Raw genomic sequence first — 24,488 nt, 5'->3', positions numbered from 1 at the left:
CTAGCTTCGCATTCGCCTGGTGTCGTGACTAAAATAACGGAGATTTCCAGAATCTTAGGCCCGTCAGTATAGCTTGATCGATTTTTTTTACAAGCTCAGTGGCTTTAGCCCTGAGTTACTGACACTTGTTTTACACTTGTGGTTTTTCTTGATCCCTGACCCTTTATAAACTTTTAACCTGTATTTTTACCTACCCACTGAGTAAGAACTGAGCTAATTGTTTCTACATATAACGCAATTATAAATAAATTATAAAATTTAATTATGTATCGGGGATCGCTATAACCTATACAGCATAAAGGCTGGAATGCTCTAAAACCTCCTAGCTCTACAGAGGAGAATTATAGATGAAACTGATTTGTCTAAACACTTTTATGAAAACACCATTAACTTCCGCTTGCCGTCACTGCCACCACTACACTCCTGAAGGAAGACGCGGGGGGGTTTGCGCTTTGCTGAGCGTGCCGGTGCAAAGTCAGTGGAAAGCTTGTACTTTAGCGGTTCCGTCTTTTGGAGAACCTTGGGAAAATATAGCAGAAATTGGAATGTGGCAAGAACAGACTGTGACTGTGCAAGAGGCTGTTACTGTTTCTGAGCGCAATGCCTGCCAGTTGACAGGCACAACTTTAATCGAGCAATCAGCAGCACTGTCGGTTTAGTCGGACTGCAGCAGGAATCATATCATTTTGGATAGGAGCATTGGGCATTTCCGATTCTGGAATTACTGATGGCGATCGCGGTCTGGATTTAACAAAGCAGTTTCATTTTTTTGGTGCTAGTAATATCAATACTTACACTTTTGGACGATCGCCTCAATTCGACTTTTGCAACTCACAGAAATCAATAGCATCTGTAACTGGAATGAGGGAATCAAAAAACTCATTTGTCGATCGAGCTATGGCAGCCACGGATATTGACTAAAATCCGGTTCCCGTTTGTCCAAAAATGCTTGTTTGCCTTCCGCGCCTTCCTGGGTCATATAGTACAGCAAAGTGGCGTTGCCAGCCAGCTCTTGGAGACCGGCTTGACCGTCGCAGTCGGCATTAAAAGCGGATTTTAAACAGCGAATCGCGATCGGACTTTTTTCGAGAATTTCCTCAGCCCACTGCATCCCTTCGAGTTCGAGTTGTTCCACGGGTACGACACAGTTGACTAAACCCATTTCTAGGGCTTGCTGCGCGCTGTACTGGCGACACAAAAACCAAATTTCTCGGGCTTTTTTCTGGCCGACTACTCTGGCGAGATAGCTGGCACCGAATCCACCGTCGAAACTACCTACTTTTGGGCCTGTTTGTCCGAAAATGGCATTGTCTGCTGCGATCGTCAAGTCGCAGATTAAGTGTAAAACATGACCGCCGCCGATCGCGTATCCGGCAACTAAAGCAATCACAACTTTGGGTATCGATCGAATCAACTTCTGCAAGTCGAGCACGTTCAGCCGAGGTATGCCACCTTCGTCTACATACCCCGCAGCACCGCGCACGCTTTGGTCGCCACCCGCACAAAAGGCATATTTGCCGTCAGTGTGAGGCCCCGCACCGGTAAAGAGGACAACGCCGATTTTTGTGTCTTCGCGGGCATCAGTAAAGGCATCGCACAGTTCTTGCACGGTTTTGGGACGGAAAGCGTTCCGTTTGTGAGGTCGATTGATGGTAATTTTGGCGGTGCCGCCGCTTTTGTGATAAAGAATGTCTTCGTAGGTTTTAGCAGTTTGCCATTCAATTTGCATGATCTATCGGTCGATTTTTGATTTTTGATTTTTGATTCTTCGGCTTGCTTCGGCTACGCTCAACACAAGTCGCGAGCGAACAAGTTTTAGATTTTAGATTTACTTGCTGCATTGCATTTGGAAGCATGAACAAGCGTCTAAAATTTGGGAAGCATCCGCTCAACAGCTTCGGGGCGCTATACCCGTTGATTCCCGGTCAAGTTGAGATTTGAAACGCCCGCTGGGGCGATCGCTCCAGCGATAAGTCGCTTTTAGATTTTAGAGGGCATTGGACGCATCAAGGCAAAAGAAATCGGGTTTTTTACCGTTTTGGCTGGCTGCAACCTATGTATTTGTCTGAAAAAACCCGGTTTCCGACCGCTCCAAATGAGCAAACTAATAGAAAAAGCATCAAATTCTTTTCCCGGTGTCTGATTCTTGCACGGCCAAAAAACTTTAAGGCGCTGGATTACTGACGCATTAAAAGAGTCAGCAGGTGCTTTCCTGCTTTGGCAAATACTGGATCGCGGGAGGAGAATTCGCTTGGTGCGAGTAATGCTTGAACTTCGGCAAAAGCTTCTGAGTCGAGGGTTCCTTCTTTTGTAAATAAGGTGTCTATGACTGCAATGTGTCTGGAGTCGAGGCCGAGCCGGTTGGCGATCGACTGTAGGTACATTTGCTCCCGCAGGTCGATGTGTCCGTCTACGGCTGACATTTCGTAGCCGGAACCGATGAGCAACAGCTTTTCTGATTCTGAGAAGAAAGCTGTCAGGGTTAGCAATTCCGTGGGGTTGAAGTAAACTTGCTGTTTGGAGATTCCTTTGACAAGGCGCTGAATTAGTTCTATTCGACTTGGATCGCCACTGGAAAAGGCTTTGAGAGTCTTTTGCAGCCGTTCTTCTTCTTCAATGGCGATCGTCCTGTCGATAATCATTACTCCGCGCAGGATGGAAATTAGAGCAGTCAGAAATACTACCAAGGGAGTGATATCTTGTTGGCGGAGTTTTTGCCGGCTAATCCGGGACAACAGCTCAACAACTTCAGTGCTAATCGTGGTGGTGTCCATAATTTAAAATTACCCTGGATGGGACTGTGATGTAACTTTATTTTTCGATCTTAAGTGTTTTCAACTAGGTAAGTATGCCATAATTTGCCATAAAAACTTGTTTTACTAGCGATCGCACTTATTCGCTCCGCAGCAAGTGTATAAGTAAGACAATGTTAAACGTTTTTAGTTACATAGGTATACCGTGAATTTGCAAACAGAGCAGTTGTTTATTGGTGATTTTAAGTATGCTATTCACAAGGGCTGGATGACTAGGGCTGTGGAACTAGCACGAGCTGCGGGCGATGCGGGTGAAGTGCCGGTGGGTGCTGTCATGGTTGACGGTACTGGTAAGTTGATTGCCGAAGCGCAAAATCGGCGAGAGCGAGACTGCGATCCGACTGCTCACGCTGAAATCTTGGCTCTGCGGGCGGCGGGCAAAGTTTTGCAAGACTGGCATCTCAACCAATGCACGCTCTATGTGACTCTGGAGCCTTGCCCGATGTGCGCTGGTGCGATCGTACAAGCTCGGATCGGTTTGCTGGTATACGGAGCTGATGACCCGAAAACTGGCACGATTCGGACTGCTGCTAATATTCCAGATAGCGCGCCTTCGTGTCACCGCTTGGAGGTACTTGGCGGTATTATGGAGTCTGTTTGTCGGACTCAGTTGCTTTCTTGGTTTGAAGCCCGCCGGAAAATTTAACCTGTTAAATTTTTTACTTTCGATCGACAATGTTTAATCGAACTTGGCCGTATTAACTGAAATAATAAGTAATTGCCCGATCGATCTGGCTCCTGATTGCGGTCGGGTTGACCTCGGTGAAAGCCTCTAACAGATTAAGTTTTGGGGCGCTTTCCGCCGGCGAAAAGCAAAATGCCACTAGCAAAAGTGTCACCATCGAAAGATTAAAATTTTGCTAAATAACATATCCTTAAACTTGATCAGAAAACAGGGTTTAAAACCCCGTCCCTTCAGCAAGCTCAGGGCAAGCCTTTTAGGACGGCTTTTAATACTGGAAAACTTTTTCAGGCTTGACAGTATTTTCCCTAACTCTAGTACACTAGAGTATAGATACAGGTAGAATAACCGCGAGCATCGAATGGGTGAGAATCCAAAACGACGGGCTAGAAAACAATAATATCTCGTGGGTAGCGAACACCACAAAAACATAGCTAGGGTAGCCACCGCGCACTCATACCAGAAAACTCAAAAACTTAGTAGTTAGATGTACAAAGGCATACGGGAACTTGGGAAGTGATTCCTTAACGCTTGGGGAGACAAGCCCTCTGGGGCTATTCAAATTAGACTCGCAACTTCGTTCAATCGGACAGTTTTTGGGTTTAAATATTGCCGAAAGGATGGATAGTTTAAAGGTGTGTCAGTGAACCAAGAATCCCCGCGCGTTCGCGCGCCCGGAGTGTCAAATATCGATAAAGCAAGTTAACTGCTATGCGCCATAATGCCGCGATCGCCGTTGAGTCCAGTAAATCATCTCTAGTGAAGCCCATGCTTGCCAAGGTAGCACCTAATACCTCTCGCGTTTCTCCTTGGTTAACCTCCTTGCTCTACCCGCTAGGTCACTATGTTGTCCTGCCGTTTTATTTTAGCAATATTGAAATAACCGGACAGGAGCACTTGCCGAAGGACGGGCCTGTCATCTTGGCCCCTACGCATCGCTCCCGGTGGGATGCGTTGATGATGCCCTATTCAACGGGACAGAAGGTGACTGGACGCGATTTGCGGTTTATGGTAACTGCCGATGAGGTGCAAGGCTTGCAAGGTTGGTTCATCAGACATTTGGGAGGTTTTGCTGTCGATATCAAGCATCCAGCAATTAGCAGCCTGCGTTATGGCGTGGAATTGCTCCTCGACAAGCAAATGTTGGTGATTTTTCCCGAAGGTGGCATTTTTCAGGATGGTGAAGTTCACCCTCCCAAGCCTGGATTGGCTCGTTTGGCAATGCAGGCAGAGTTGAGCCAACCTGGTTTGGGGGTGAAAATTGTACCGATGAGTATCCGCTACCGCCCGCGCATTCCTCGACGGGGTGCTCGTGTCAAAATTGCGATCGGCGAGCCGCTTTCGGTGGCAGATTATGCTAAAGGCGGCAGTAGCAAAAAAGAAGCGCGATTGTTGACTGCCGATCTTGAAATGGCGCTGAAAACTCTTGATGAAAGTTGAAAGTTGGCAGTTGGCAGTTGGCAGTTGGCAGTTGACAGTTGATAGTTGGCAGTTGGCAGTTGACCGAAGGAATAAGTAATTGTGATATAATGTTTTTTGGTGCTGTAGAGAGTTGTGGCACTTATTTTGCTTGTTATTGTCTGTATTAAGGGTCAGCATTAATGGATTGTGCTTTGAACTTTAAACCCGGTCAAATTGTCAGTTTAGAATGTGGAAATGCGTGCCTGCATTCAGAGGTGATTGAAGTGGTTGAGGCACGTCAAATTTGTTGGGTGCGCCCTCTAATGTTGGTGGGATTGGTATCGGGGAAGGATTTGCCCCAAAAGTGGCCGGAAGAATACACTTTATCGGATTTGCGAGATGGTGCTGATTTGCTTTGGCCGTTGAGTTTGTTTCGGGCGGCGCTGGATACGGAGGTGATTTCGCTGTTGACTCAGTTGCAGTCTTTGGACTCCGATCGCAAGGATAGCGCGATCGCGTCTCGGCAACTTAGAGATTTTGTCGATCGAGTTTGGGCCGCTTTTCCGAGTGCTTTTCAATAGTCATTAGTCATTAGTCATTAGTCAGTAGTCATTAGTCATTAGTTAACAGGTTTCCTTTCTATGCTCTAGGCTGGTAACAAGTAGAGAGCATAGAAAGGAAACGGCACGGCGGCCTGTCTGGCGCGGGAAACTGCGACTTTTAATAATTGCTATCAGATTGAAGATTGTAGCAAAACTTTTGAAATTGGCATTAAAATACTGCGTGAGAAAGCTCTGCCGGATCGAGATTGTTATGAATAACTTGACCGTCGCGGAACCAGACAACGCGGCGAGTTTGGCGCGCTACTTCCGGTTCGTGCGTTACCATCACCACAGTCATGCCGCTTTCATTGAATTCTGTAAAAATATCCATTACTTCTTGAGTAGTTTTTGTATCCAATGCACCAGTCGGTTCATCTGCAAGCAGCAACACCGGACGGTTAACAATAGCCCGGGCGATGGCTACCCGCTGCTGCTGTCCTCCTGATAGTTGATTTGGTCTATTTTGCAGCCGACTTTCCAAACCTACTTTCGTTAAAGCGTCTACCCCCCGTTCGCGTCTTTCTGCTGCGGGAATGCCTGCATAAACCATCGGTAACATGACATTTTCTAAGGCTGTTAATTGAGGTAGCAGGTGAAATTGTTGGAAGACAAAACCTAATTTTAAATTGCGAATTCCGGCTAGTTCTGCTTCCGGCATTTGGGCGACATCTACGCCGTCTAGGTAGTAACTGCCGCTCGTAGGTCGATCGAGACAGCCGATAATATTCATGGCTGTAGATTTGCCGGAACCCGATGCGCCCATAATCGAGCAATATTCTCCTTGCGTTACTGTCAAGCTGACACCGTTGAGGGCGCGCACTTCCAAGTCGCCGATGCCGTAAACTTTTGTTACGTCTTGCAGGCCGACGATGACGGGTTTTGAGGTGTCTTGCAGGTGGAGGTCTGGATGGGTCTGGGTTTGTAGTTCAGGCATTTGTTTTTATGTGCGATCGACACAACTAATTACTAAGTTAACACTTCTTCTCGGTTTTGGCGGCTGGAAGGGCGATGTTTGGACGCTTATAGGACTTACGCACGGGCGGGTCAGAAACCGGGTTTTTTCACTAAAATAATTCGTTATAGCCCGCAAAAACGATAAAAACCCGGTTTCTTTGGTCTTAATGAATAAGTCCTAAATTAAACAATTTGTGGCTTAAATGCGATCGGGATCGATGTTCAATTCGCGCAGTTTTGCCGCCAAACGTTCGGCTCTTTGAGATTCCTGCTCGGCTCTTTGAGATGCTTGTTCAGCTCTTTGAGATGCTTGTTCGGCTCTTTGAGATGCTTGTTCTGCACGCTGGCGGTTTAATTCACCCTGTTCCTCCAATTCCGCATAAGAAAGAAACCTTTGTCCATCTGGTCGATAAATTTCTAACCCATATTCGCCCAACTCAAATCGTACTCCCAATCTAGGACTGATCCAGCCCTCCATCGGCTCAATTATTTCTAAGTTTCCTTCAATTCTTTGCCAACCGCTCAAATCGTTATTTTCTGGATCGTAAAGATAATATTCCTCGACTCCATAGCGATTGTAAAACGCAAGTTTTTTGTACATTTTTGCTTGTCTGTCGTTATGAGAGCGAATCTCAAATGTGACTTGGGGAGCAATATTATCTTCTTGAAATTGCATATAGGAACGTCGCTCGCCCTTTGGTCTACCAAATATTACCATCGTATCCGGTGCTTGAGAAATTTCTGGTCTACCTTGAACTGGATACCAGAGTAAATCGGCTGCTATAAAGACGTTGGGGTCATTTTTGAACAGCGATTCGCAACCTTCTTTGATTGTGACAATTAATTTGTATTGAATTGTGCTATCTGCCATTGGTTGACCGTCGCTGGATGGATAAATAATTTGTTCGTTCGTGACTTGCATAGTGGTTGTCTCCGAGAACTATCCGATCTTAATTATACTATAGCCGAGTCTCAGTTAGCTGAGGTAAACTCCCGTAATGGGTAATCGGTAATGGGCCAGAAATCATAGCTAGTAGCTAACCCAATTCCCAATTCCCAATTCCCAATTCCCAATTCCCAATTCCCAATTCCCAATTCCCAATTCCCAATTACTGCTAAGTAATCACTGCTGACTAATGACTGCTCTTTGAGCGTACTTCATGTTACTGAGAACCGCTATAGTTCCGATCGCCAATCAGCAATAATTTCCTCATCGGCTGCCGCCCCAAAATAGTTACACTTATATATATCTTTTGCGATTTGCTTGTGCTATACTTTAAGAATGGGAGTGGTGGCAGTTTTTAAATTAATGGACGAATTCCTATTGTCTAATAATACCATGTCAAGGGCAAGAAGTAAAGTAGTTGACCCCAAAAAAAATGAAAAATTTTTGAGATATCATGAAAAAAAGTAAAGCGCAAAAATCGTCAAATAAAGATAGGAAACTAGCGACAATTATGACATACGACTACGACTTGTTTGTGATCGGTGCGGGTTCTGGCGGATTGGCGAGCTCCAAACGCGCGGCATCCTACGGGGCGAAGGTGGCGATCGCCGAAAATGACTTAGTAGGCGGCACCTGCGTAATTCGCGGCTGCGTCCCCAAAAAACTGATGGTTTACGCCTCTACATTTTCGCACCTTTACGAAGATGCGGTGGGCTACGGTTGGAGTCCAGTAGAAAGCAGTTTCGATTGGGAAAAACTCGTCACCAGCGTAGACACAGAAGTGCGGCGGCTGAGCAAACTGCACATCAGCTTCCTCGAAAAAGCCGGAGTGGAATTAATCTCAGGATACGCCAAATTTATCGACGCCCACACCGTCGAAGTTGGTGATAAAAAATACACGGCTGCTAAAATCTTAATTGCAGTCGGCGGCGAAGCTCATAGAGTGGACATTCCTGGCATCGAACACGCCATTACTTCCCGCGAAATCTTCTTGATCAAAGAGCAGCCGAAACGGTTGGCAATTTGGGGAGGAGGTTACATCGGCGTTGAATTTGCCTGCATTATGAACGGTTTGGGAAGTCAAGTAACTCAAATCATCCGGCGCGATTTAATTTTGAATGACTTTGATGGAGAAATTCGCACTAACGTGCAGGAAGGAATGGTTAAGCACGGGATCAATTTTGTGACTGGAAGCTCGATCGCACAAATTGAAAAAACCCCAGAAGGTTTAAAATTAACTTTGTCGGGAGAATCGGAAGAAACCTTGACAGTTGATGCGCTTTTGTGTGCTACCGGACGTTGGCCCAATTTGGAAAAATTGGGTTTGGAAAATGCGGGAGTAGAAACCGATAAAGGTGCGATCGCAGTTACCAAAGACAGCCGCACCAGTCAACCGCACATTTTTGCCGTCGGAGATTGCACCAACCGGATTAATTTAACGCCAATTGCGATCGCCGAAGGACGCGCTTTTGCCGATACTGAATTTGGCAACAATCCGAGAGCAATTAGTTACGAAAATGTGGCCTCAGCCGTATTTTCCCAGCCGGAAGCTGCTACAGTCGGCTTAAATGAAGAGCAGGCTAGAGCAAAGTTTCCCGAATCAATTAAGTGCTACACAGCCAAGTTCCGACCGATGTTTCATTCTTTGACAGGTGCAGACGAAAAGACTTTTGTCAAGTTAGTTGTTGAGACTAATACTGACAAAGTTTTGGGCGTACACATGGTGGGGAAAGATGCGGGCGAGATTATTCAAGGTATGGCGATCGCGGTTAATATGGGAGCGACAAAGAAGGACTTCGATGTGACTATTGGCATTCATCCATCGACTGCAGAAGAGTTTGTGACTCTGCGGTAAATCTTAAATCGGGACTGCCCGCAAATTACTCGTATTACTCGTTACCAGGCTCTGCCTGGTAACGCAGATCCAGAGGCACTGCCTCCTTTTTCCCCAGCGAGGCAGAGCCTCTAGATATAGGTTCCCCGGCAGAGCCAGGGAACCAGTCAAATCAGTTAAACCCATGCGGTAGTTGGTTTTCGCTTCTTCCTTCTTCCTTCTTCCTTCTTCCTTCTTCAATAATTTGAACCTTTTTCACACCTCTCCTGTCTAAACACTTCAGATAACGAACTGGTGGGGGAGACTTCACAGGTGTTAGGTGTGTCAGCCAATGTTTTAAACGATGACTGTTCCGACTCGGACTTAGTTGCTGAGTGTCTAAAGGGCGATCGCACTTGCTTTCGCTACCTTTACAAACGCTACCAACACAAAGTCAGGTCAACCCTTTACCAACTCTGCGGCCCGTCACTTCTTGACGATCTAGCACAAGAAGTATTCCTGCGAGTCTGGAAAGGATTGCCAAAACTCAAGCAACAAGACAATTTTTCTACTTGGCTTTATCGAATCACTTGGAATGTGGCTTCCGACCAAAGACAAGCATTTGCTAAACAGCATTCTTTTGACTCCAAGCTCAAAAATCAAGAAACAATGGATCGAGTTATTGTCAACAATCACACATCCGACTTGATGCAGTTACACTATCAAGATTTAGTGCAGCGCGGCCTGGATAAATTGAGCTTTGAACACCGTAGCGTTTTGGTGTTGCACGACCTAGAAGATATCCCGCAAAAAGAAGTATCCCAAATTTTGGGACTGCCATCAGGGACTGTCAAATCTCGCGTGTTTTATGCCAGAAATGCTATGCGGCAATTTTTGCAAAAACAGGGAGTTCACGAACTATGAAGGACGGAAATAGTGACAAAAAATTAGTTAATTTTTTAAAGCAACATCGCCCAAATGTTCCTGAATCTGCCCCAGATTTTGAGCTAAAACTTTTAGCAGCAATAGATAGGAATGAGGCGACGGTAGAGTTGAATCACCTAGGAGAAGCGCGATCGATCGAGGCTACTAAAAAGTCAAAAATCCTCCGTTTTCCCAAATGGGCTTTTCCTACTGCGATCGCTGCAAGTCTGCTAGTTTTTGGGTCAGGTTATCGCGTCCTAGTTACCGCACAACATCAAAAGGATGAGGCGGCACACCTAGAAGCATTTCTGGTCAATAACTGGGAGGCTGTATTGAAGGAGCCTTCAGCGGACAACTTGCTGGAACGATCGCCAACTGACTTGTTTAATTACGCTGTTACTCCTGACAGCGAACAACCAAAAAATAACTAATCTCAAAGAGGTAATTTTCATGTCTATTCGCCGCATTTCTGCCCTAGCAGTTTTAATGTTAACCCTCGGCACTACAGCCGCTGCGACAGCCGTTTCTGCCCCCGCCCAAGCGGAAAAAATTGCCCAAAATCAGCCTTCCAATCGACCCGCTGGTAAGAAAGGCGGGCTGTTCGAGCAACTCAATTTAAGCGCCGATCAAAAGCAGAAAATGCAGGCTGTGCGCGATCGCTACAAAGACCAAGTTTCCCAGCGAATGCAAGCCGTCCGCCAAGCCAGACAAGAATTGGAAACAATGATGTCTAGTGCGACAACAAATGCCAGCCAAATGCGCGATAAAAACCGCCAAATCATGGGATTGAGACAGCAGTTAGAAGAAGCGCAATTTGAAAGTATGCTAGGAATGCGAGAAGTGCTCACGCCCGAACAGCGCACCCAACTATCTCAACTAATGCAGCAGCGCAGGGAAGCTGCTAAAAACCGGAGGCAAAACAGCCAAAAACCGCAGTAACATACAAGTAGTTTTGAGTCGATATTCTAGTATTTCAGGTGCGTGCTACTCAAGAATCAATTTGTAGCCTGCGCCTGAAGCACAGGAGAGTTAACTGTCAGCCACTAGAACTCAGTCAAACTGCAAAAAGTAATTTTACCCGCTAGTTATATTGGCAAGGTGTGCAGTGTTTACCCTACAATTAAGTTGTAAGGTATGCACTGCACACTTTGCTGATTAAAGTTACAGTAATTACAGTTTGCGCTCGCATTAATACCATATAAATCAGATTTTTATCGGGATTATATCATGTCCGATAGACTACCATAACAAAAACGGTTCGTAGTGTGTCCTGGTTTCCGCTCCGGGATTGCGGTAAAGTCCGCACGCGCGATCGTTACTTATTGCGGTCAATCTGTCGGATATTCTATTAAAGGTTTAGATGCAGTTTTTTGGGGAAACGAAACGATTTTTAATCAAACAATCCGTCCGGGACTAAATTAGTTAGTAAATCTCATCAAAATTTCGGAATGAATATACAGAATAATTCAACTTACATTTATTTACACGGATTTGCTTCAAGCCCAGATTCCGCTAAGGCTAAATATTTCCAAAATCGCTTTTCTTCCCTAGGGATTGACCTAAAAACTCCCGATCTCAATCAAAACGATTTTTCCCGTCTCACCCTCACCCGCCAATTAAACCAAATAGAAACAGAATTTTTGCCAACCCAATCTTCTCCATCTCCGGCAGAAAATGTAAACAATCTAGGGGGAGTTACAATCATTGGGTCAAGTTTTGGCGGCTTGACGGCGGCTTGGTTGGCCCAGCGACAATTATCGGTAAAACGAATAGTTTTGTTAGCGCCCGCTTTTCAATTTCTCTCTCACTGGCTGCCGCTGTTGGGACAGCAACAGTTAGAAAAGTGGCACTCCGAGGAGTATTTACCAGTTTATCATTATGGCGAACAGCGCTATCTGCCACTGAATTATCAGTTTGTGGCAGAAATGTCTCAATACCCTGACGAAAAATTAATGCGGTCAGTCCCTACGTTAATTGTTCACGGGAAGCATGATACAATCATACCGATTCAAGCTAGCAGAAATTTTTCCGAGCACCGTCCCTGGGTGCAATTAATCGAATTAGAAGACGATCATTCTTTGGGAAATGTCCTAACGGAAATTTGGGAAGCGATTCAAAAGTTTTGCCAATTTCCCCATTAAACTTAGACTTCACCAAAAAATTGGTACAAGTTTCCGACAATCCCAAAGTATCGAACATAAAATTTTAGACTTTTGTTCAAACTCTCAGATTTAATGGGAGAGTTAATCGAAAATCTAAAATTCTTCAATTTCAAATCGACTTACCAACTTGCAAGTGTCAACAATCAAATGACTGAACAAGATTCATCGACTCGCACCTTAGCCGTTGACATTGGCGGAAGCGGCATCAAAGTTATGGTTTTGAATGCTGAAGGTGAACCTCAGACGGAACGCAGCCGTTTAGAAACGCCTCAACCGCCGAAACCGGAACCGGTATTAGAGGCGATCGCCTCTTTAGCAAGCGCACAAGGAGAATTTGACCGAGTATCTGTCGGTTTTCCCGGCGTGGTTTGTCGCGGAATCACCAAAACCGCAGTAAATTTAGATCCGTCTTGGGTCGATTTTGACCTAGCAACTACCCTCAAAGACCGTTTGGGAAAACCTGTACGAGTGGCGAATGATGCCGACATTCAAGGATTGGGATCGATCGCTGGGACGGGGGTAGAATTAGTAGTTACCCTCGGCACAGGTTTCGGTTCTTCCTTATTTGTCGATGGTATTTTGGTGCCAAATCTAGAGTTAGGACATCACCCGTTTCGCAAAGGGGAAACTTACGAACAGCAATTAGGGCGATCGGCATTAGATGCAGTAGGTGCCAAAAGATGGAATCGCCGTCTGGAAAAAGCGCTGGTATGTCTGCAAAATCTGTTTAACTGCGATCGGCTTTACATCGGTGGCGGCAATACAAAAAAAATTGCTTTTGATTTACCGCCGCAGGCTAAAATAGTACCGAATGTCAGCGGTTTGTTGGGCGGGATCGCTTTGTGGCGCGATTTAAATAATCATTAGTCATTAGTCATTAGTCATTAGTCATGGGTCATCAGTTATTTATTTGTGAAAATGAAGAATTTACCAACTAGATATTATAGACTAATGACTAATAACCCTAATAGTGTAAAACTAAATCATAATTAAACCATCTACAATCTCAGACCTGAAATCATACTATGCTGCCTTTTATCCGCCAAGATTTAGCCGAACTTGCCGCCTACACTCCCCATCCGGGCGGCGCATCAACAGAATCAGCGCACTCGGAAATTGTAATCGATCGCCTAGACACCAACGAATGCCCCTACGACTTACCAGAAGAATTAAAACAAAAGCTAGCTTGGACTTACCAGCAGTTAATTGAAACAAATCGCTATCCCGACGGAGGCCACGCAGCACTCAAAGAGGCGATCGCCCAATACGTCAACGAATCCCTAAATGTCTCCCCCCTTAACCAGGGTGTTCTCCTAAATGTCTCCCCCCTTAACAAAGGGGGCCAAGGGGGAGTTACACGGCCCAAAAATGCCATTACAGCCGACAATATCTCTGTCGGAAACGGTTCCGACGAACTAATTAGATCGCTCTTAATTGCAACCTGTCTGGGTGGCCAAGGCTCAATTTTAGTCGCCAATCCCACCTTTTCGATGTATGGAATTATCGCCCAAACCCTCGGCATTCCCGTTGTCAGTGTTGCGCGAAAAGAGGATAATTTTGCGATCGATCTAGAAGCAGCAAAAAGAGCGATCCTTTCCGAGGGCTGCGCTAACGCCCAAAATCAAAATCCCCCCGTGCGCGCCGTCTTTGTCGTCCATCCCAATTCCCCCACAGCCAATGCTTTGACACCAGATGAGGTGGATTGGTTAGAAACCTTACCGCCCGATATTTTAGTAGTAATTGACGAAGCTTATTTTGAATTCAGCCAAAACACCTTAGCAGACAGATTGCACCAACACCCGAACTGGGTAATTTTGCGAACATTTTCCAAAGCATTTCGACTAGCATCAATGAGAGTCGGATATGCGATCGCCCATCCCGAATTCACAGCCGCCTTAGAAAAAATCCGCCTACCCTACAACCTCCCCAGTTTATCGCAAACCGCAGCCGAATTCGCCCTAGCCCAGCGACAGCTACTGCTAGCAGTAGTTCCCGAAATTATAGCCGAAAGAGCCAAATTAATTGCAGCGCTAACTCAGCAGCCAAAATTGCAAGTTTGGCCCAGTGCAGCAAACTTTGTTTACCTGCGGGTGAAAGCCGGTGAGGGTAAATCGGCAGAACAGGAACAGCAACAAATCATGCAGCAGCTAAAAGCTAGAGGTACTTTGATTCGGCACACCGGCGGAGGTTTGCGAATTACGGTAGGAAGTCCCGAGGAAAATCAGCGCACAGTCGATCGAATCGCAGCGATTTTAACTTGACAAAAGCCCTTAAAAATGGTATGAATTGAAGCAAATTACTATCCATTTTTAATTGTCAATCTGTCGCGCTGCCCGAATAGTTTGGGGAAATACGCCTACTAAAAGTGCCAAAGCTTCATCGGGAATTTGTGCCACTGTTTCCCCATCAAAATATTGTTCAAACTGAGTTAAAATCATTTGTGCCCGTTCCAAAGCTACAGGCTTGGCCGTTAACTGTTCCGTTAACCGCACCCAATGCCGCCGAATTTCAAAAGCTTTCTGTTTTTCTTCGGGGGATTGAGGACAAACCAAACAAAAATCCCCCACCGGAATCGCCCGCACAGAGTCAACATCAAAAGCACCGCCAACCGCAGCCCCCGGCCCGGCAAACTCTGCGTGAAAGCGTTTAATCAAAATTAGACCGTTCCGGCGACGGCAATCTACCATCAACAGTTGGCCGTTGTTGATTTCTGCGAGAATTTCAGAGGGGTTCGTGTACTCAGTCAAATCTGTGCCAAGGTTTCGATGTCGCAAGTCCGGGTCTGCACAAAGGCAGATGCGGACAATAGCGTTAGAGTTAAAATCAGAGCTGGATGAAATCTCAAATCTGCGATCGTCCAGCGATCGAGATTATTCATTTAAACTTATAAATTAATACTGTCACAAGGTGGTAGCTTGAGCGCGATCGAATATCAAATGCAGGTAAAACAAGTAGTAGACACCCTGAAAGCGGATCTCCCGACGCTGTTTGAGAAAGACATCTCCTACGACATATACACAAAAGCCATCTATTTTCAAGATCCCGTCAACAAATTTAAAGGAAAAATCAACTACCGCATTATCTTTTGGACTTTGCGATTTCACGGGCAGCTATTTTTTAACGAGATTTACTTCGACCTCCACGACGTAAGTCAGACAGCCCCTGATACTATTGTGGCAAATTGGACTGTGCGCGGGACGCTGCGCGTACCCTGGAAAGCTCAAATTTTCTTTAACGGCTACTCTACCTACAAAATGGATGAGGACGGCTTGATTTACCAACATATCGACACTTGGGACAGAAAACCCGGAGAAATTTTAAAGCAGTTTTTGGGCAAGGGAACAGTTTTACTCAAATAGTAGCAGGGGACTGCACGTAAACCGTAGGATTTTCCATCGTAAACACAATACCGTGGACTGCAAGAGATTTAGCAATTTGAACGCTTGCTAACTCTAGTAGGCGTTTACGCACCTCAACCGCATTATCCTGAGAGCCTAAAATTGCCAAACTAACCCTTAATCTTTTTCCCGAACCATCGGCGAGAGCAATATTTGTGCTGTTAGGATCGATTCCTGATAGGAAAACAATTTTTTCCATGATAGCTTGCTGCACTAGAGCATATTCTCGTTCTCCTAAAGCACTTGCAAAGTCCATATACAGTAACACCATAATTTTTTTGGCAAGAGTAACGTTTTCAATTTCTACACTGACTAATATAGAATTGGGCATCACAATAATTGTACCCGTACCGAGAGAACGAATTTTTGTCGATCGCAAGCCAATACTTTCTACTTTCCCCAACTCTCCAGCGGGTAGACGGATATAGTCACCAGTAACAAAAGGACGATCTAAATACAATACTAGAGTAGCAATCAGTTGTTCGAGAATTTTTTGGGCTGCAAAGGCGACGGCTAAACCAACCAACCCCAAACTAGCAACCAAGCCAATCAAGTCAAAGTTTACGCTGCGGGCAAATGTCACCAGTGCTACAATAAAGATAAAGACATTCAACACAGTCTCAAATACTAAAATTGCATCATCGGTACTGGGATTAAATTTTCCCCCAAACTTGAATCCATAGGTACGCAGGTAGCGGCTAGTAACTTTTGTAGATAACCAATACAGACAGCCAACTACAAATAAATTAGCAATCGGTTTTAGCAGCTCATACACAACTGGTGCTAATGTTTCTAGCAAGCTCAGAGACCAACTGATACAAATAGAGAGGACTGAAAATTGTACGAGAATTTCGCTTGGTTGAATAAGTGCCAGGTAAACATTTTCTGTTGAATGCAGATCTAGCTTTTTGATGGCAAATCTTAATAAGGCTGGAGCGTAGTGGCTAAATACAAAAGAGCTTCCTAATGCTCCCAAAAATATCAGCCACTGGGGCTGAGAAAATGGGGAAAAAATCTGATAACGAATACTTCGCAATACCGGGAACCATTCCGCACACACTAGGACAATCGCTAACCAGGCAAAACTAAAAAAAACCTTGGTAAAACCACCAGTTTTCCACTTAGCTATTTTAGCGACAATTACCAATAAAAACCGCAATAGTATAATAATTCCTATGCCAATTAAAACCCACAAACTTCTCTCCACAATGTATTGTGAAGTTCGTTCTTTTTTAGCCTTGGCGACCGCCCTTTCTAGAATAGATTCCCATTGTTTAGCTTGTTGAGATAAAGAAAAGTTTGGTAAAACATCGTTAGCGGTAACTGTCAACAAGTAATTCTTATTTAAAGAAATTGAAGTAGCGCTTGTATTAGGATAGTTACGCACATCAAAATTTATGACTTTATCATTAGAAATCGCATCAGCCAGTAATTTATTGGCAAATTCGGTACGATCTAATGCTGAAGATCGATCTACAGGTTGTAAATAAAACAGCGGAATGCCATCAACTACTACAGGAGAACGAGGGCCGTCAACACTTAGAGCAAAACTAATCGGAAAAGTCGCCAAAAACCCAGCCATGACAAATAAGAAGATCAGCTTCATTGGTCGTTTAAATAGGAATTGGAGCATCCACATAAATCGTTGGTTGGTTAATGGTGAAAGAAATATTATGTTTTGGGAGTTGTTTGGTGATTTGTTGGGTAGCTAGATCCAGCAATTGCCGCCTCAAGTCCATAGATAATTCATTAGAACCCAAAATGAAAAAAGAAATTTGAGCTTGGTTGTTACTGAAGGAAACCTCCGTGCTGCGCCAGTCTAAACCAAAAATGTCCATCGTGCTTTCCATCACAGTTTGACGGATTAGTGCTTCATCCTGAGCAGATACCTGTTCGGGAAACTCTAGCATCATAATCGACATGACTTTCTTGGCGCTTGTATAGTTCTCTATGGTAACTTCTGTCAGCGAATTATTAGGAATAACTGTGAGGGTACCTTTACCAGAGGTACGAATTTTTGTTGACCTTAAACCAATACTTTCGACTCGTCCAAAAGTGCCTTGTTTTCCCATAGGGCCGTCGGATAAACCAATATAGTCTCCAACTTGAAAAGGGCGATCGAGAGTTAATACAATTCCTCCTAAAAATTGTTCTAACGTCTTCTGAGCAGCAAAGGCAATAGCAACACCTCCAATCCCCAAGCTAGCAAGTATGCCTCCAACATTGATATTATGGCTAATGCAAAAGACTAAAATGATTATTACAGCGATCGCAAAGTCTCCCAGATAGCGAATTAAAAAGATAGACTCGCCTCTTACTTTCGGGTTGGAGTCAAAGGTTGCACCTAAAATTGTGCTATTAAAAACTTCTCGAAATAAACTTGACACTAGCCAACCGGCAGAGCAAGTGATGCCCGCACTCAAACAAAACTCCATCAATTTTAGCCATTTAGTGTGAGGGATTAAAACTAACATGACTTCCATCGCCGACAGAGTTAATAAAATTAAAATTAGGTTTTTAGAAGCAAGCAATACACCAATATAAGTTTTTTTCAATAAGCTTGCGGCAAATAAAGCTAATATCAATCTCAAGGTTGGGAACACTACCAGTCCAGCTAATCCCCCAATTCCTCCAGCTAGAAAAATTAGGATAACTTGCAAAAAGCGATCGCCATAATTTAAAGGCAGTTGTGTGAACATAAATAGTACATTAATTGTTGTTTTCATGGTCAAATCAACTGTATTATAATAAATAGTTGACAGTTGACAGTTGATAATTGACAGTCGTCATTAGTGCGAGCTTGAAAACTCGCGAACCTAGTCATTAGTCATGAGTCATTAGGAAGAAAAAAGAAGCAAGCAGGAAGAATTTAGTTTAAGTTATTTAGGGGCAACTGAGTTATTTTCCGATTTGAGTAAAGTTTGGCGTAATGTTGCCTCTAGTTCCGGTGACAAAGCCAAAGGAATGCTCCCGGAGCGGACGTGCAAATCTCGTTGAGGAAACGGAATTTCGATTTCATGCTCTCGAAACAGTTCTTCAATACGGAAAAATAAATCACTCTTGACGCGATACTGTGCGATGGGTTCAACAATCCAAACCCGCAGCTCAAAATTCAAGGAACTCTCACCAAAACCCAAGAAAAAAACAATCGGTTCTGGAGTCTTCAAGACATCAGAATGTCCCCTACCAGCTTTTAGCAGTGCCTCCTTAACTTGACTGATATCACAGCCGTAGGCAACACCAACGGGAATTCTGATTCGCGACACAGAATTCTCATAGTTCCAGTTAGTTACATCATCCTCTAAGAAACGGGAATTGGGTAAAATAATCGAAACTTGATCTAGGTTACGAAGCACTGTACTGCGAGCGCCAATACGGATCACAGTGCCTTCAATTTTACCGACATTCACAAAGTCACCTACCCGAATCGGACGTTCAAAGAGCAAAATCAGACCGCTACCAAAGTTTTTAGCGATATCCTGAAATCCAAAACCGATACCAACTCCTAATGCACTAAAGATAATTGTTAGAGAACTCAGGTCAATTCCCCATATTTGCATCAGAACAATGGTTCCTATAACAACCAGCAAATATTTGGCAATCACAGCAACGGCTTCTTGACTGCCTCGACTGATACGGGTGACTTCCAAAATTCGCAGTTTAAATATTTTAGAAATAACACCGCTAAGGACAACCCATCCCAGGATCAGAGCAGCTAGAATTAGCAGATCGGTGACTGAGTAATTGTTGCGTCCTACAGACAGGGCTTTAGATGTGAAAGTGCTGACTAAACTGCTGGTTAGGGTGTAACTCCAAACCCGAGTTACCGGAAACAGATTGGTAATGTAAAGGGCGGTGACAATCCAAAGCGCAACCCTTGCAAAAAACAAAGTTAAGTTAAATAATAAGTTCAGAGCTTTGGGCGAATCATTAACTCCAACTTCTTCGTTTGATGGTTCGACAAATCGCTGGATTGCAGCTTGTCTGGCCGATCGCCACAGCCATCCTAATGCTTTGTTGAGGGCGATCGCCAGCCCGACAGTCGCCGCTGCCAGCATCAGCATATTTTTCATGAATCCGGCGCTTCTTTCATTTTGAGCTTGCTGCAAAGCTTGACTGAGTTGTTGGGCCCAAAGATTAGCTTGTTCGGCGGGCGTGCGATTTTCTTGCACATCGGATTGAGTGACTGTCAGCAGGTATTTGCCATTAACCAGAATGGTGGGATACCGATCGCGAATTTCAGTTGTGACTCGAACGGTTTCTTGAGATTGCTCAATTTGTTTGAGTCGCAAATTGAGCAAATCGGCTCGTTCGGTGCCCGTCAATGAGTCAGCATCGCTGACGCTAAAAATTGGACGACCATCTACCACAACAGATGTCGCCGTCCTCGCTGCTTGAACGGGTAAAGCCTGCAAAACTAAGCTCAGCGCTAAGGCTGTGATGATTCCCAGTATTTGGTAACGAACAAATGAAGATTTCCGGCGATTTAACATATTTTACCAATTTCAATGCACTCCTCATATTTCGCGATCGCTATGCCTCTAATAAACCTCCATCGCAAAGCAAGTTTTTGAACAAGCAGGATGCCCGTTCTACAAGAATCGTTGGAGAGGTTTCAGGGAATTGCAAACTGGATATTGATGACAAAGCCCAATAAGTGCAACCATCAGAAGGATTAACGGTGCGGCAGTGCTTGAGGAATACTTTGCCAGCGCACTTTGGTACTTGATACTCAGATTACTTTTGCATTATAACGGCTTAAACTGATTGAGTTACCCGTTCAGTTCCCTTAACACTGTTAGACAATGCTCGAAAGGACTGAAGTCCGAACGATCGAACTTGATGGAAAGGACTGAAGTCCTCATTACGAAATTGCTCGAAATGTTTAAGTATTAGTTTGAATCTATTCTGCGGCGGCATTTGGGAAGTCTCCAAGATATAGAAAAAACCGTCGCACTCTATAATTACTCCCCTATGTTCTCAACTCCCAAAAAGAGAGACAGTTCTTGATTTAAGCGACCCGATCGCACAAACTCAGCATAGGTGTCAGCCTCGATCGCCAGCAACTCACCTCGAATTTGCTCAGCAATAAACGTGCTGAGATCGGGATATTCATCTTGAAGCCGATCGACCTCTGCCTCAATCCTCATTAACTCCCCCTTAACCAGGGATTCTTGATACTCATAAAACTCCCGATCGACACCCGGCTGGTCCTCCATCTCCGCCAACCGTTGCAACACCCTACCCAAAGCCGCCCGACGGGCGATCGCCTCCAAATACTCCCCGCGCATCGGCCCATCCCCCAGCAGATCCAGTTTTTTCAGAACAGGCTGAATAGTCAGTCCCTGCACCAATAAAGTAAACAACACCGTCCCAAAAACCGTCGCAATCACCACCTCCCGGCCCGGTAAACCTTCAGGTACGCTCAAAGCCAAAGCCACCGACACCGCACCCCGCAGCCCTCCCCACCACAGCACCGTTTGCTCCTGCAGCGGAATGGCGGATGCGGCAAAACGGTTGCTGAGACTACCCAGTCCGTAAATGGCGATCGCCCGCGTTACAATCACCGCCACAATCGTCACCGCGATCGCATCCAAATTTTCGCCCAAACTCCCAAACCGAATCTGATCGCCAATCAGCAAAAACACAATCGAATTTACAAAAAAAGCTAAAAATTCCCAAAACTCACTCACAATAATCCGAGTGCGAGGATTCATCCCGATGCGAGAACCAAAATTGCCCAAAATTAGCCCAGTCGTGACCACCCCAATCACCCCCGAACCCCCCAAATCCTCCGCAATCAAATAAGTACCGTAGGCCGAAACCAACGTCAGAGACTGCTCCACCAGAGGCAAATCAAACCGCTGCGTCAGATAAGAAATCGCAAACCCGATCAGCCCGCCAACCCCCAGCCCAATCCCCACCACCGTTATCAACTCCAGTACAATCGGCCCCGGCGATAAATTAGCAGTTCCCTGAGCAAAAGCAGCCAGAAATCCAAACGCCACAACTGCCATTCCGTCATTAAACAAACTTTCGCCTTCCATCAAAGTGCTGAGACGCTTCTCAACCCCCAACTCCCGAAACAAAGCCGTCACCGAAACCGGATCGGTAGCTGAAAGGGTAGCCCCAATCATCAGCGCAGTTCCCAAAGAAAGACCGGCAAATTGATTCAAACCAATTGCCACACCCGCAATGGAAATCAGCACACCGAAAACAGCATAAAGACAAATAGGAATTAAATCCTGTTTTAAACTCGACCACTTCAAATTCCAAGCAGCTTCAAACAGCAGCGGCGGCAGAAAAATCAACAGAATCAATTCAGGCGAAAGATTCACCAACCGTACATCGACCAAAGCCAGTCCTGCTCCCACAATCACTAGCAGCAGCGTATAGGGAATTCGGCGCAACCAACTAACAATTTGTGGCAGAGTTGCCACACTCAAAGAAACTGAAAGCACTACTAAAAATTGCTTGAGATTATCTTCAATCGCCACTTCTTGTATGCTTTCTATCATTTTAAAAATTTCCTATTGGTAATTATCGGATTGTATAGACAGATTGGTTCGTAGTGCGGACTCGCATTCCGCACTACGAACCGTCTTTTTGACACCAGTGTTAAAAACAGTCAGCGTGTCACTCCTCCTTCAACTGCATCTTGCTGAACAGAAGGTGAGGAATTTTGGGGCGGTTTTTTGAGAACTGTTTTTAACTGGACAATTGGTTGAGTTGCAGTTGCAGTTTTAGTAATATAGCGATCGGGCTTAATTTGCCATTTTGTTTGCAAATAATTGCGAACCGCCACCGATCGCCCGATCGCCGGCGCCCCAGCTTCCGAGGGCGCTTGACCGGAACTCATTTCAATCTGCAATTTAGGATTTTGCTGTACCGTCTTACCCAGTCGATCGAGCAATTGAACTTGATTTGCCGCAATTTGAGCTTGATTTAACGCAAAAGTAACCGTTCCAGCAACCGGCGCAATCCGATTGAAATTGACCTGGGCTGTAGGGTAATTTAATTGACTGCGGATATCATCCACCAGCAGCGCTTGTCCGTCGCGATCGAGATCCCGCGCACTAAAGTAAGCAATCTGAATCCTTAACGGCGTCAGCGGGCTAGTAATCGCCTGATAACTCATCAATTGAGCCGGTAGGGGCAAAATCAGGGAGTCGAGGGCAGACTCCACAGCCGTCAAAAAACTCGATTGCAATTCCGCAACCGTGGGGGGAGGCTCCGGCTTGATTGTTGTTTCAGAAACCTTTGTTGGTAACAGCTCGTTAGAAGCTATGGGAATTTGAATCAAATTCAGAGCAATTGACTCCAACGGCCTCCCAAGTTTCGCTGAGAGTAATTGCTTGTATTGCTCTCGTTCCGCTTCTGTGTAAACCTTGCTAGTAACTACCTGAAGTTGAGCGACTAATTTACGCTTTTGTTGTCGAAACGAAAGTTGACTGATGTACGATCGCACTTTACCATCAGGAAAGTTACCAAAGTTTTTTTGCCAGATTTCTGTAGTGCTATTACGCAGTTGATTTTCTTGCTGCTTGCGAGATATTTCGTCACTAAGTTGATTGTAAGATTGATACAGAGGAATCGAAGTCAATAAAATAGTCATCAAAATCAACAGCAGGCGACTTGGCAAACTACCGATGCGCTTCAATCGTTCCGATGCCGGAATTCGCTCGACCAAAGACTGCATCCAAATACTTTCTCCATTGCTTTCCCGCCACAAACGCACTCGCTCGCGCACGGGAAAACTATCAATATGCAGAACCAAAAACACCAGCATCGCCATAAACGTAATAGCGACTAAGTTTGTAAAAAACAGCAGCCCTCCCCCCCGCGCCACCGCCAACCCGCTTCCGGGACTCAGACTCACCGCCATCCCAATCCCGTAACCCACCACACACAGCGGCGGCATCAACGCCACCGCGATAGAAACCCCCGGAATAGAGGTAACAACCCCCTTAGCCTCCTTGCAAATAGCCACCGCCCCCACAGCCCCAGAAAACAGCGCTATCACTAAATCCAGCAAATTTGGCTGAGTTCTGGCCAAAATTTCGCTGGTCATTTCCTTAAACGGCAAAATCAATACCAACACCACCGCAAAGGAAATAGCCAGCGTGCAGCTCAAAATTAAATTAACAAGGGCCCGCAGCGCCAAAATCGCATCCCCAGCAGCCAAAGCCAGCCCGTTTGCCAAAATACTCCCCATTAAAGGTGAAATCAGCATCGCGCCAATGATGACGGCCGGACTATTCAACACCAATCCCAGGGTAGCTATCCCAGCAGAAAATAAAACTTGAATCCAATAACTGGCATCTGTCAGAGTCACGGACTGAGCAAGGTCCAAATAGACTTGTTCTTTGCGAACCGCGCTAACCCCTAAATTGTGAGCAAACCAGCGTCTCAACCGAAGGAACTGCGCTAATATCTTTAGGCGCTGCATTACATATCCTGAGAAACAATAAATATTTTTTACCAACCTAGTGTAGTGCATTGATGCCTGTCTTTGTGGTGGCAGCATCAATAAGAGGCAGTTTGTGTAGCTTGGGTTGAGAGAAACTGAGATATTGCACTATTTTCTATAAGCCGATCAAAACCGGGAATAAAACCAAAAAACTAAGTTTTAATCCTAGATTTTTAATCTTATTCCCGGTTTTTGCTTGTTGTGCAATAAGTAGTAAGACATAATTAATTACACAAAACTCTGGGCTACAAGCCTTGTCTAGTAAAGAATCAGCAAAAAATCAGTGTGTAATTAATTCTGTCCAATTACTTATGTCAGGAAGC

Annotated in this window: 23 protein-coding genes; 13 read left to right on the top strand and 10 right to left on the bottom strand. The window is 45.0% G+C overall.

Annotated features, from left to right (window positions below):
• Positions 1-374 precede the first annotated feature (374 nt).
• A complete protein-coding gene (locus tag QUA01_RS22030) occupies positions 375-659 on the top strand; it encodes a hypothetical protein (protein WP_333092670.1) in 285 nt (94 codons plus the stop codon).
• A 40-nt stretch (positions 660-699) separates the two neighbouring features.
• A complete protein-coding gene (locus QUA01_RS22025) occupies positions 700-921 on the top strand; it encodes a hypothetical protein (protein WP_194070409.1) in 222 nt (73 codons plus the stop codon).
• On the opposite strand, the gene menB is transcribed toward QUA01_RS22025, so the two are convergent.
• Together menB and QUA01_RS22015 are read right to left on the bottom strand one after the other, a co-directional pair.
• Positions 896-1,729: a 1,4-dihydroxy-2-naphthoyl-CoA synthase gene (gene menB / locus QUA01_RS22020; protein ID WP_194070410.1), complete on the bottom strand. Its 834-nt coding sequence runs from the start codon at positions 1,727-1,729 to the stop codon at positions 896-898. The two genes, QUA01_RS22025 and menB, sit on opposite strands and share 26 nt — an antisense overlap.
• A gap of 448 nt (positions 1,730-2,177) precedes the next feature.
• Positions 2,178-2,774: a TerB family tellurite resistance protein gene (locus QUA01_RS22015; RefSeq protein ID WP_194070411.1), complete on the bottom strand. Its 597-nt coding sequence runs from the start codon at positions 2,772-2,774 to the stop codon at positions 2,178-2,180.
• A gap of 247 nt (positions 2,775-3,021) precedes the next feature.
• Between QUA01_RS22015 and QUA01_RS22010 the strand changes: the two genes are divergently transcribed.
• The 3 genes from QUA01_RS22010 (at position 3,022) to QUA01_RS22000 (ending at position 5,477) form a co-directional block, all read left to right on the top strand.
• Positions 3,022-3,459: a nucleoside deaminase gene (locus QUA01_RS22010; protein WP_228050279.1), complete on the top strand. Its 438-nt coding sequence runs from the start codon at positions 3,022-3,024 to the stop codon at positions 3,457-3,459.
• Positions 3,460-4,206: 747 nt separating this feature from the next.
• The gene (locus QUA01_RS22005) at positions 4,207-4,935 is read left to right on the top strand and encodes a lysophospholipid acyltransferase family protein (protein WP_194070413.1); all 729 of its coding nucleotides are present in this window, start codon (positions 4,207-4,209) and stop codon (positions 4,933-4,935) included.
• 161 nt (positions 4,936-5,096) lie between these two features.
• Positions 5,097-5,477 (top strand): hypothetical protein, encoded by a 381-nt coding sequence (locus tag QUA01_RS22000; protein ID WP_194010985.1) that lies wholly within the window; start codon positions 5,097-5,099, stop codon positions 5,475-5,477.
• A gap of 190 nt (positions 5,478-5,667) precedes the next feature.
• On the opposite strand, the gene QUA01_RS21995 is transcribed toward QUA01_RS22000, so the two are convergent.
• Both QUA01_RS21995 and QUA01_RS21990 read right to left on the bottom strand, forming a co-directional pair.
• Positions 5,668-6,432, bottom strand: a complete 765-nt coding sequence (locus QUA01_RS21995) for an ABC transporter ATP-binding protein (protein ID WP_228050278.1) — start codon at positions 6,430-6,432, stop codon at positions 5,668-5,670.
• Positions 6,433-6,651: 219 nt separating this feature from the next.
• A complete protein-coding gene (locus QUA01_RS21990) occupies positions 6,652-7,374 on the bottom strand; it encodes a Uma2 family endonuclease (RefSeq protein ID WP_333092671.1) in 723 nt (240 codons plus the stop codon).
• 535 nt (positions 7,375-7,909) lie between these two features.
• Between QUA01_RS21990 and gor the strand changes: the two genes are divergently transcribed.
• The 7 genes from gor (at position 7,910) to QUA01_RS21955 (ending at position 14,558) form a co-directional block, all read left to right on the top strand.
• Complete coding sequence (gene gor / locus QUA01_RS21985; protein ID WP_333092672.1) at positions 7,910-9,253, top strand: glutathione-disulfide reductase; 1,344 nt, start codon at positions 7,910-7,912, stop codon at positions 9,251-9,253.
• A 291-nt stretch (positions 9,254-9,544) separates the two neighbouring features.
• Positions 9,545-10,135 (top strand): sigma-70 family RNA polymerase sigma factor, encoded by a 591-nt coding sequence (locus tag QUA01_RS21980; RefSeq protein WP_333092715.1) that lies wholly within the window; start codon positions 9,545-9,547, stop codon positions 10,133-10,135.
• Entirely contained in the window at positions 10,132-10,566 is a 435-nt protein-coding gene (locus QUA01_RS21975; RefSeq protein ID WP_333092673.1) for a hypothetical protein, read from the top strand. The genes QUA01_RS21980 and QUA01_RS21975 overlap by 4 nt, the downstream gene beginning before the upstream one ends.
• Before the next feature lie 19 nt (positions 10,567-10,585).
• Positions 10,586-11,074, top strand: a complete 489-nt coding sequence (locus tag QUA01_RS21970) for a Spy/CpxP family protein refolding chaperone (RefSeq protein WP_333092674.1) — start codon at positions 10,586-10,588, stop codon at positions 11,072-11,074.
• A 509-nt stretch (positions 11,075-11,583) separates the two neighbouring features.
• Positions 11,584-12,276, top strand: coding sequence for a YqiA/YcfP family alpha/beta fold hydrolase (locus QUA01_RS21965; RefSeq protein ID WP_333092675.1), 693 nt, complete (start codon positions 11,584-11,586; stop codon positions 12,274-12,276).
• Between the two features lie 168 nt (positions 12,277-12,444).
• Complete coding sequence (locus QUA01_RS21960; RefSeq protein WP_333092676.1) at positions 12,445-13,164, top strand: ROK family protein; 720 nt, start codon at positions 12,445-12,447, stop codon at positions 13,162-13,164.
• Positions 13,165-13,322: 158 nt separating this feature from the next.
• Complete coding sequence (locus tag QUA01_RS21955) at positions 13,323-14,558, top strand: histidinol-phosphate transaminase (protein ID WP_333092677.1); 1,236 nt, start codon at positions 13,323-13,325, stop codon at positions 14,556-14,558.
• Positions 14,559-14,606: 48 nt separating this feature from the next.
• Here QUA01_RS21955 and QUA01_RS21950 read toward each other — a convergent pair whose 3' ends face one another.
• The gene (locus QUA01_RS21950; RefSeq protein ID WP_333133224.1) at positions 14,607-15,071 is read right to left on the bottom strand and encodes a hypothetical protein; all 465 of its coding nucleotides are present in this window, start codon (positions 15,069-15,071) and stop codon (positions 14,607-14,609) included.
• 162 nt (positions 15,072-15,233) lie between these two features.
• On the opposite strand from QUA01_RS21950, the gene QUA01_RS21945 reads away from it, so the two are divergent.
• Positions 15,234-15,656, top strand: a complete 423-nt coding sequence (locus QUA01_RS21945) for a DUF2358 domain-containing protein (protein ID WP_194011001.1) — start codon at positions 15,234-15,236, stop codon at positions 15,654-15,656.
• Here the strand turns inward: QUA01_RS21945 and QUA01_RS21940 are convergent.
• From QUA01_RS21940 to QUA01_RS21920, 5 genes are all read right to left on the bottom strand, one after another.
• Positions 15,649-17,301, bottom strand: coding sequence for a mechanosensitive ion channel family protein (locus QUA01_RS21940; protein WP_333092679.1), 1,653 nt, complete (start codon positions 17,299-17,301; stop codon positions 15,649-15,651). The two genes, QUA01_RS21945 and QUA01_RS21940, sit on opposite strands and share 8 nt — an antisense overlap.
• 7 nt (positions 17,302-17,308) lie before the next feature.
• Positions 17,309-18,421 carry a mechanosensitive ion channel family protein gene (locus QUA01_RS21935; RefSeq protein ID WP_333092680.1) on the bottom strand — a complete coding sequence of 371 codons (1,113 nt, stop codon included), beginning with the start codon at positions 18,419-18,421 and terminating at the stop codon, positions 17,309-17,311.
• A gap of 153 nt (positions 18,422-18,574) precedes the next feature.
• On the bottom strand, positions 18,575-20,188 hold the full coding sequence (locus QUA01_RS21930) for a mechanosensitive ion channel family protein (RefSeq protein ID WP_333092681.1): 1,614 nt from the start codon (positions 20,186-20,188) through the stop codon (positions 18,575-18,577).
• A 471-nt stretch (positions 20,189-20,659) separates the two neighbouring features.
• Complete coding sequence (locus tag QUA01_RS21925) at positions 20,660-22,213, bottom strand: cation:proton antiporter (RefSeq protein ID WP_333092682.1); 1,554 nt, start codon at positions 22,211-22,213, stop codon at positions 20,660-20,662.
• A 110-nt stretch (positions 22,214-22,323) separates the two neighbouring features.
• Entirely contained in the window at positions 22,324-24,144 is a 1,821-nt protein-coding gene (locus QUA01_RS21920; protein ID WP_333092683.1) for a DUF389 domain-containing protein, read from the bottom strand.
• Positions 24,145-24,488 lie beyond the last annotated feature (344 nt).

It is taken from the genome of Microcoleus sp. S36a_B3 (genome assembly GCF_036700745.1).
In the GTDB taxonomy this organism is placed as follows: Bacteria; Cyanobacteriota; Cyanobacteriia; order Cyanobacteriales; family Microcoleaceae; genus Microcoleus.
The sequence above is the reverse complement of the archived record's forward strand: the minus strand, read 5'-3'. Positions and strand labels throughout refer to the sequence as shown.

Coding starts and splice junctions, on each gene's coding strand:
- QUA01_RS21945 (WP_194011001.1), top strand. CDS start 15,234: ATGCAGGTAAAACAAGTAGTAGACACCCTGAAAGCGGATCTCCCGACG.
- QUA01_RS21955 (WP_333092677.1), top strand. CDS start 13,323: ATGCTGCCTTTTATCCGCCAAGATTTAGCCGAACTTGCCGCCTACACT.
- QUA01_RS21970 (WP_333092674.1), top strand. CDS start 10,586: ATGTCTATTCGCCGCATTTCTGCCCTAGCAGTTTTAATGTTAACCCTC.
- QUA01_RS22030 (WP_333092670.1), top strand. CDS start 375: ATGAAAACACCATTAACTTCCGCTTGCCGTCACTGCCACCACTACACT.
- QUA01_RS21935 (WP_333092680.1), bottom strand. CDS start 18,421: ATGAAAACAACAATTAATGTACTATTTATGTTCACACAACTGCCTTTA.
- QUA01_RS22005 (WP_194070413.1), top strand. CDS start 4,207: ATGCGCCATAATGCCGCGATCGCCGTTGAGTCCAGTAAATCATCTCTA.
- QUA01_RS21930 (WP_333092681.1), bottom strand. CDS start 20,188: ATGTTAAATCGCCGGAAATCTTCATTTGTTCGTTACCAAATACTGGGA.
- menB (WP_194070410.1), bottom strand. CDS start 1,729: ATGCAAATTGAATGGCAAACTGCTAAAACCTACGAAGACATTCTTTAT.
- QUA01_RS21990 (WP_333092671.1), bottom strand. CDS start 7,374: ATGCAAGTCACGAACGAACAAATTATTTATCCATCCAGCGACGGTCAA.
- QUA01_RS22000 (WP_194010985.1), top strand. CDS start 5,097: ATGGATTGTGCTTTGAACTTTAAACCCGGTCAAATTGTCAGTTTAGAA.
- QUA01_RS21960 (WP_333092676.1), top strand. CDS start 12,445: ATGACTGAACAAGATTCATCGACTCGCACCTTAGCCGTTGACATTGGC.
- QUA01_RS21965 (WP_333092675.1), top strand. CDS start 11,584: ATGAATATACAGAATAATTCAACTTACATTTATTTACACGGATTTGCT.
- QUA01_RS22015 (WP_194070411.1), bottom strand. CDS start 2,774: ATGGACACCACCACGATTAGCACTGAAGTTGTTGAGCTGTTGTCCCGG.
- QUA01_RS21975 (WP_333092673.1), top strand. CDS start 10,132: ATGAAGGACGGAAATAGTGACAAAAAATTAGTTAATTTTTTAAAGCAA.
- QUA01_RS21940 (WP_333092679.1), bottom strand. CDS start 17,301: ATGAAGCTGATCTTCTTATTTGTCATGGCTGGGTTTTTGGCGACTTTT.
- gor (WP_333092672.1), top strand. CDS start 7,910: ATGACATACGACTACGACTTGTTTGTGATCGGTGCGGGTTCTGGCGGA.
- QUA01_RS21995 (WP_228050278.1), bottom strand. CDS start 6,432: ATGCCTGAACTACAAACCCAGACCCATCCAGACCTCCACCTGCAAGAC.
- QUA01_RS21920 (WP_333092683.1), bottom strand. CDS start 24,144: ATGCAGCGCCTAAAGATATTAGCGCAGTTCCTTCGGTTGAGACGCTGG.
- QUA01_RS21925 (WP_333092682.1), bottom strand. CDS start 22,213: ATGATAGAAAGCATACAAGAAGTGGCGATTGAAGATAATCTCAAGCAA.
- QUA01_RS22010 (WP_228050279.1), top strand. CDS start 3,022: ATGACTAGGGCTGTGGAACTAGCACGAGCTGCGGGCGATGCGGGTGAA.